This window comes from Cobetia sp. 2AS (assembly GCF_029846355.1).
GTDB lineage: Bacteria > Pseudomonadota > Gammaproteobacteria > Pseudomonadales > Halomonadaceae > Cobetia > Cobetia amphilecti.
On sequence record NZ_JARWKQ010000029.1, the window covers coordinates 1 to 251 of the forward strand.

A 251-nucleotide genomic window follows, 5' to 3' on the forward strand; every position below is an offset into this window, starting at 1 on the left:
GCACTGACCTCCGACACCACGCCGACCATCGTCGGTACCACCGATGCCGAAGACGGCAGCACCGTCACGCTGGTCATTACTGACAGCGACGGCAACGAACAGACCGTCACTGCCACCGTCGAGAATGGCACCTACACGGTTGACGCCGAGACACCGCTGAGCGAAGGCGAGTACAGCGTCGAAGCCTCGGTCACCGATCCGGCCGGCAACACCGCGACCAGCAATGACGTGGGCGAGATCGACGCAAGCGC

Annotated in this window: 1 protein-coding gene; it reads left to right on the plus strand. The window is 64.1% G+C overall.

The genetic code is table 11. The features are described 5' to 3' along the window. On the plus strand, positions 1-251 hold a 251-nt coding region (locus QD356_RS17850; protein ID WP_279878500.1), incomplete at both ends, for an Ig-like domain-containing protein.